Consider the following 6,878-nt stretch of genomic DNA (forward strand, 5'->3'; position numbering starts at 1 on the left):
GGGTAAGTTTATGAATGAAAGAGAGACAAGATAAAAAAAGTATAAGTTAAATTTGTATGTTATAAAGAATTAAAAATAGAAAGCGATGCCATTACAAGATAGAAAAAATCACTGGGAAAATATATACCAGACCAAATCATTGGAAGAGGTAAGCTGGTATCAGCCTACACCTGAAACTTCACTAGCGCTTATCAAAGAATTTGATCTGCCTAAAAGTGCAAAAATTATAGATATTGGTGCAGGAGACAGCTTTCTTGTTGACCATCTGCTTGATTTAGGCTTCGTAAATATTACCATTCTTGATATATCCGCTTTAGCTATTGAAAGAGCGAAACAAAGGCTGGGAAATAAATCTGCAAATATAAAATGGATTGTTGCAGATGCTTCGGATTTTCAACCAAAAGAGCAATACGACTTTTGGCACGACAGGGCTGCGTTTCATTTTCTGACAGCTGATAAAGAGATTGACAATTATATACAAACTGCTGCCAATGCAGTTTCCAAAAATGGAATTATGGTTATCGGTACTTTTTCAGAACAAGGTCCTAAAAAATGCAGTGGTATTGAGATCCAACAATATTCCGAAAGTACACTAGTAAGCCGTTTTCTGAAACACTTTGAAAAAATAGAATGTTTTACAATAGATCACAAGACTCCTTTTGACACAGTTCAGAATTTTGTGTTTTGCAGTTTTAAAAGAAAGAACGATTGAAAAAATCAATACAAATAAAGAATAAAATTGAAATGAAGGAACTGATAAAAGTTTCACCATTCAGAAAAGACATCCGCAAAACTGAACCGCATAAACACAATAGTTATTTTGAAATTATATATCTGTCGCAAGGAAGCGGTACGCATACTATTGATTATACACAATTCCCTATAATACCGCCAACTGTATTTTTTGTACGAAAAGAACAGGTACATCATTGGGATATTGACTCAGTACCTGAAGGTTATGTATTGCTCTTGAAAAAAGGATTTGTTGATAGATCGCTGGATAGATCGCTGAAAAGAATCTTGTCTCAGGTAAGTGCATTGAGCTGCCTTCATCTGGAACAGAACAATTCCATATCAATATTATTTCAGTTGCTTATTGATGAAAAAGATTTCAGCGTGACAGAAGGGATACTAAAAGCATTATTGGCAAAAATCATTAGTATTCCTGCATCTTTTCCGGTCAATAAACATAAGACCAACAACACTATCTTGTTATTTAGGGAGCTTCTCAATGAGACAGATGATTTAAAAAATAATGTTGCTTACTATGCCGGGCAATTAAACACGACGCCCCAAAATCTAAATGCTATCTGTAGAAAAGAGCTTAATCAGCCAGCGGCAGATGTTATAGCAGAATACATGATTAGTGAGGCAAAAAGATTATTGCTGTATACTGATAATAATGTTTCAGAGGTAGCGTATACTTTAAACTTTAATGACACTTCTCACTTTATAAAATATTTCAAACGCCATACAGGTTCTACACCGCAGGTATTTCGCAGTCTTTAAGAGCTACCGTATTATTTTCAAATATACCACCATTATACAATTCATTGTATGAAGTTTGTAAGACAAACTAAAAACAGGGATGTCATGAGGTATTTTTTAATTCTGCTATCGTTAACGCTCTTTCCTGCCTGTAACCAAAAAACAGAAACAGTACAAGGCAAATGGATAAAAGGCACGGAACAGGAGAAACTGGAAATCATAGAAAATCAGTTTCGGGGTTTTGATAACACAATGGTCGAAACTGGCTATCGCTACCAGGAATTGTTTTGGGCGGGACAGGATGAAAATTGGGAATATGCGGATTATCAATTAGAGAAAATACAAAAAGCAATCGAAAATGGATTGGAGCGGAGACCTAAACGTTCGAAATCGGCAAAACATTTTCTGGATGTAACTCTTCCAGAAATGAAAAAAGCTCTTGCAAAAAGAGACACCGCTGTGTTCAACAGGAATTTTCAAGTGCTTACCAATAGCTGCATAAGTTGCCATGCAATGGAAAGAGTTCCATTTTTTACTGTAAAAACTCCAACAGAAAGACAATCACCAATAAGAAGATAATGATAGAGTATATAAAACAATTAGATATAGAAATCCTGCTTTGGCTAAATGGCAGCCATAGTGAGTTTTGGGATAATGTAATGTGGTTTGCCAGTGAAAAATACACATGGCTCCCTTTTTATGGATTTTTGTTATTGCTGTTGATATGGAAATATCGAAAAGATGCGATTTTTATGATATTGCTGATAGTTTTACTGATCACTATAAGTGACCAGTTAGCTTCAGGAATATTCAAGCCAATATTTGAAAGATTACGACCGAGCCACAACCCTGATTTAATAGATAAGCTTCACATAGTTAATAATTACAGAGGTGGAAAGTTTGGTTTCATATCATCCCATGCAGCCAATGTGTTTTCGTTGGCATTCTACCTGACGCTGGTAGCAAGGGACAAACTGAAATGGCTGCCTTTTGTTCTTATCCCCTGGGCAGCATTTGTCAGTCTAAGCAGGGTTTATCTTGGAGTGCATTATCCAGCAGATATTGTTGTTCCGGCCGTTCTGAGTATTCCTATTGCTTTGCTTGTGGCCCGAATTTACAATTTGTATAATCCGATTATAATAAAAAAGTTCGCTTAATATGTTCAAAAAAATCATTACTACCGACAACTCAAAAACCACAATTATAATCCGCTTGATTGTTGGTGCAGTTTTCTTTTCCGAAGGAGTTCAAAAATTTTTATTTCCAGCCATTCGTGGTGCTGGCCGCTTTGAAAAAATCGGTTTTCCATCAGCTGATTTTTTGGGAAGTTTTGTTGGTTTTTTCGAAATCCTATGTGGGATTTTACTTTTAGTGGGTCTGCTGACTCGTTTAGCCAGTATTCCGTTAATCATAATTATGCTTGTTGCTTTCACAACTACCAAAGCCGAAGTATTGGCAAATGATGGCTTCTGGGAATTACTTCACGGGAGCAGGACTGATTGGGCAATGCTTTTAGGAAGTGTATTTCTTTTGATAAAAGGAGCGGGACACTGGAGTATTGACAAAATAATATCGAGTGATAGAAATAGTCACTAATTATACTTTTAACAGAATTCAAATTTATTCGTAAATATATTTTTATGAAAACTACATATATACTTTCGTTGCTTTTTTTGTCAGTTTCCACATTTGCACAACAGACGGAAATCCCAGCTTCCTATTCCAATATTCATTATGATAAGGATAATCATCTGTATTTCGAAGAGAACGAGAAAAAATATTTTGCCACTGATGCAGAGACTCAATATAGCACTCAAAGGCTCTTGGGCAAACCAACTGGTACAAGTTCTGGCGTGATTCTGGACTTCGGAAATTTGAAAGGATCTGTTACCTATGGGTTAATACCTTATGGAAAAGCACCACATCCGCTTCCGGTATACCGTTTTACACAAGCACTCATAGAAGGAAAAGCTGAAATCAATATGGCAGACGCATTCAAATATCCATATGATTTTGTAGGTTGGAAAGAAAATGGATTTTTAACCCTTGGCTATAGGGTAACTGATAATAATGGGATGATTTTATTTGATGGAGTTGTTTCTCTAAGCGGAACAGGTCCTTTTGAAGTGCTGCCGGCAGTTTATGAAGGCCCATTTGTAAGTAACCTTACAGATACCAGTGTTGTGATTTGGTGTAAAACTACATTGCCTGTACAGGCCCAAGTAGAAATTGATGGCAGAATATATAAGGATAATGTTCCTAAAACGCATCATGAATGGCAAATAAATAGTTTAAAATCCAATCAAAAATACCAGTACAAAGTAACCTACGGTCTACTTTCCCAGTCGTACCATGTTACGACAGCACTAAAAAAAGGCAGCAGACAAAGTTTTATTTTCGGATATACCAGCGACAGCCGCCACGCAACGGGTGGTGGTGAAAGAAAAGCATATGGGGCAAATGCATATATTATGAAAAAAATAGCTGCCCTTGCTTATAAAGAAAATGCCGCTTTTGTTCAGTTTACTGGCGACATGATTAATGGCTATCTTAGCAGTAAAGAAGAACAACACCTGCAATACACAAACTGGAAAAAATCCATTGAACCTTTTTGGCATTATATGCCATTTAATGTTGGTATGGGCAATCACGAAGCACTGGGATATGTCTTTGAAGATGAAAGCGGAAAAAACAAGGGTTTTATTGATAGATTTCCTTTTGAGACAGAGTCAGCAGAGACTGTTTTTGCAGAAGCATTTGTAAATCCTATTAGCGGGCTTATAAGTGAGGATGACAACAAGTATGACCCTGATAAAAAACGGATAGATTTTCCACCTTATGCAGAAAATGTTTTTTATTACACATATGGAAATACAGCCATGGTTGTACTCAATAGTAATTATTGGTACGCTCCTTCTTTAAGCAAAGAAACTGCAACAAGCGGTGGGCTGCACGGTTATATAATGGACAACCAACTTGATTGGTTAAGGGCAACCATTCAAAAGCTTGAAAATGACAAAGACATAGACCATATTTTTATTACTCAGCATACCCCTGCATTTCCTAACGGAGGGCACAGTAAGGACGATATGTGGTACAGTGGTGATAACACAAAGCGTCCGTGGATTGGTGGGAAACCAGTTGAAAAAGGAATTATTGAAAGAAGGGACGAATACTTAGATATTCTAATTAATGAAAGTAAAAAAACTGTTGCGATACTTACCGGTGATGAGCATAATTACAACTGGTTGAAATTAACACAAGAGGTTCCTATTTATCCCGCAGATTATCCTAGTAAAAAATTGAATGTATCTCGTTCAATCTATCAAATTAATAATGGTGCAGCAGGTGCGCCCTATTATGCACAAGAGGTATTGCCATGGAGCAAGTTTACCCAGTCTTTTAGTGTGGAAAATGCTTTGTGCCTTTTTTATGTAAACGGAAAGAGAATTACGATGAAAGTATATAATCCGGATACCTTGAATCTTATAGATGAACTTGAAGTAAAATAGTTGTAATGGAGGGGAAAATACCGATAAAAAAAATTGCTCAACTCTTTCTCAAACTGGGATTCATCGGTTTTGGAGGTCCGGCAGCACATATTGCAATGATGCAGCGGGAAGTTGTCGCCAAAAGAAAATGGTTGAGCGAACAGCATTTTTTAGATTTATTGGGAGCTACCAATCTTATTCCAGGACCCAATAGTACTGAAATGGCGATACACATTGGGTACGACAAAGGGGGTTGGAAAGGGCTGCTCGTTGCAGGCATGTGTTTTATTTTGCCGGCGGTTTTTATTACTGGTATTTTTGCTTGGCTGTACAGGCAATACGGACAATTACCCGAAATACAGCCGTTTATTTACGGTATAAAGCCAGCAATTATAGCCATCATTATCGGGGCAATTTTTCCATTAGCCAAAAAATCGATCAAGTCAATTGTATTAGCATTTATAGGCATCGCTGTATTGTTTCTGTCTTTACTGGGAATCAGCGAAATCTATTTAATGTTTGGCGCAGGCCTGTTCGCATTGGGTTTGTTTTATATTCAAAATTATAAAAACAGTACGCTGCAAAGTTTTGTTCCAGTTCTTTTTTTTCAAATTGCAAACGGGCACTTACTTTCAGAAACAAACGCCAGATTATTTTGGATATTTTTAAAAATAGGTGCTGTTCTCTACGGAAGCGGTTATGTTCTGTTCGCTTTTTTAGATACAGAATTGGTAGCAAACGGCTTACTTACCCGACAGCAATTGATGGATGCTATTGCAGTTGGGCAGTTCACGCCAGGACCTGTTTTTTCATCAGTTACATTTATTGGTTATCAAATCAATGGACTATCTGGTGCTGTTATTTCAACAATTGCTATTTTTCTTCCATCGTTTGTATTGGTGGCATTGCTTAAGCCTCTGATGAAAAAAATGCGAAATTCTAAGAGCCTGTCTGCTTCGCTGGATGCTGTAAATATAGCCTCTGTTGCCATTATTATTGCTGTTTGTTTTACAATGGGCAAAGAAACCATTATCGATTGGAAGACAATCAGCATAGCGCTGATTAGTGTAGTTGTCGTTTTTAAATTCAAAACAATCAACAGTGCATTTATTGTGTTGGGTGGCGCGCTTCTAGGCTATCTCTTATATCAATTTTAATCGTATCATTATGCTTTCAATATTGTTACATAGCAGGCTTTCATAGGTAAAAAAAGGCAATAGTATCTATAGATAATAGTAAATAAACTATTACCCTTTCCTAGTAATTTATGTGGAGTGATGACTTAACTATAAGTATTTCAACTCACATTTTTATATAACTATTTCTACGGTCGGCAAAATTTGATATGCATATTCCGGGTTATAAAAAGAATTGTTTTTCCAGAGGATAAAAGTCAATTCTAATATTTTTCTTTGGATGGCAACGATAGCTTTCATTTTAATGCCATGCCTTGAAACCAATCTTAAAAAGATATCTCTGAACCTTTCATCGGTTCTAATCGCAGCCAGTGCCGGAAAGTGCATGACTTTCCTTAAATTCCGATTACCTCGCTTGGATATACGGGGTTTGGATTTTACGGATGTCCCAGATGTCTTTTCTCTTACATCTAATCCCGCATAACTGACCAGTTGCCTTTTATTCTTTATGAGTTCGAAACCGTTGGTTTCAGCGATAATGGTCACGGCAGTCAAATTTCCAACTCCGGGTATAGAAGATATTATTTTCATCTTTTCTGCTAATACCTCATCTTTTTTGATGAGTTTAGCAATTTCTTCTCGTATCTCCTTTTCCTGCGTATCAATCAAGGCTATTCTTTTGTTTGTTCTTTTAACTGACTTTTCACTTGATGTTGCAGAGGTACGTTCAGCATGCAACTGATTTTTTAACATGGTACGTTCC

The 6,878-nt window shown here is 36.7% G+C and carries 8 protein-coding genes; 7 read left to right on the forward strand and 1 reads right to left on the reverse strand.

The window, feature by feature from the left end:
• Positions 1-85: 85 nt before the first annotated feature.
• From B3C16_RS08120 to chrA, 7 genes are read left to right on the forward strand one after another with little or no spacing between them, the layout of a single operon-like run.
• A complete protein-coding gene (locus tag B3C16_RS08120) occupies positions 86-712 on the forward strand; it encodes a class I SAM-dependent methyltransferase (RefSeq protein ID WP_291130716.1) in 627 nt (208 codons plus the stop codon).
• Positions 709-1,509 carry a helix-turn-helix domain-containing protein gene (locus tag B3C16_RS08125; RefSeq protein ID WP_113667227.1) on the forward strand — a complete coding sequence of 267 codons (801 nt, stop codon included), beginning with the start codon at positions 709-711 and terminating at the stop codon, positions 1,507-1,509. Before B3C16_RS08120 ends, B3C16_RS08125 begins: the two co-directional genes overlap by 4 nt.
• 48 nt (positions 1,510-1,557) lie before the next feature.
• On the forward strand, positions 1,558-2,067 hold the full coding sequence (locus B3C16_RS08130; protein ID WP_291130720.1) for a hypothetical protein: 510 nt from the start codon (positions 1,558-1,560) through the stop codon (positions 2,065-2,067).
• Positions 2,067-2,645, forward strand: coding sequence for a phosphatase PAP2 family protein (locus B3C16_RS08135; RefSeq protein ID WP_242497137.1), 579 nt, complete (start codon positions 2,067-2,069; stop codon positions 2,643-2,645). Before B3C16_RS08130 ends, B3C16_RS08135 begins: the two co-directional genes overlap by 1 nt.
• Before the next feature lies 1 nt (position 2,646).
• Entirely contained in the window at positions 2,647-3,084 is a 438-nt protein-coding gene (locus B3C16_RS08140) for a DoxX family protein (RefSeq protein ID WP_113667228.1), read from the forward strand.
• A 44-nt stretch (positions 3,085-3,128) separates the two neighbouring features.
• Complete coding sequence (locus tag B3C16_RS08145; RefSeq protein ID WP_113667229.1) at positions 3,129-5,000, forward strand: metallophosphoesterase; 1,872 nt, start codon at positions 3,129-3,131, stop codon at positions 4,998-5,000.
• Positions 5,001-5,005: 5 nt separating this feature from the next.
• The gene (gene chrA, locus B3C16_RS08150) at positions 5,006-6,136 is read left to right on the forward strand and encodes a chromate efflux transporter (protein ID WP_207209817.1); all 1,131 of its coding nucleotides are present in this window, start codon (positions 5,006-5,008) and stop codon (positions 6,134-6,136) included.
• Positions 6,137-6,289: 153 nt separating this feature from the next.
• On the opposite strand, the gene B3C16_RS08155 is transcribed toward chrA, so the two are convergent.
• The coding region (locus B3C16_RS08155) for a transposase (protein WP_291130731.1) at positions 6,290-6,878 on the reverse strand (589 nt) is incomplete at its 5' end.

It is taken from the genome of Flavobacterium sp. UBA7682 (assembly GCF_002482945.1).
Lineage (GTDB): Bacteria > Bacteroidota > Bacteroidia > Flavobacteriales > Flavobacteriaceae > Flavobacterium.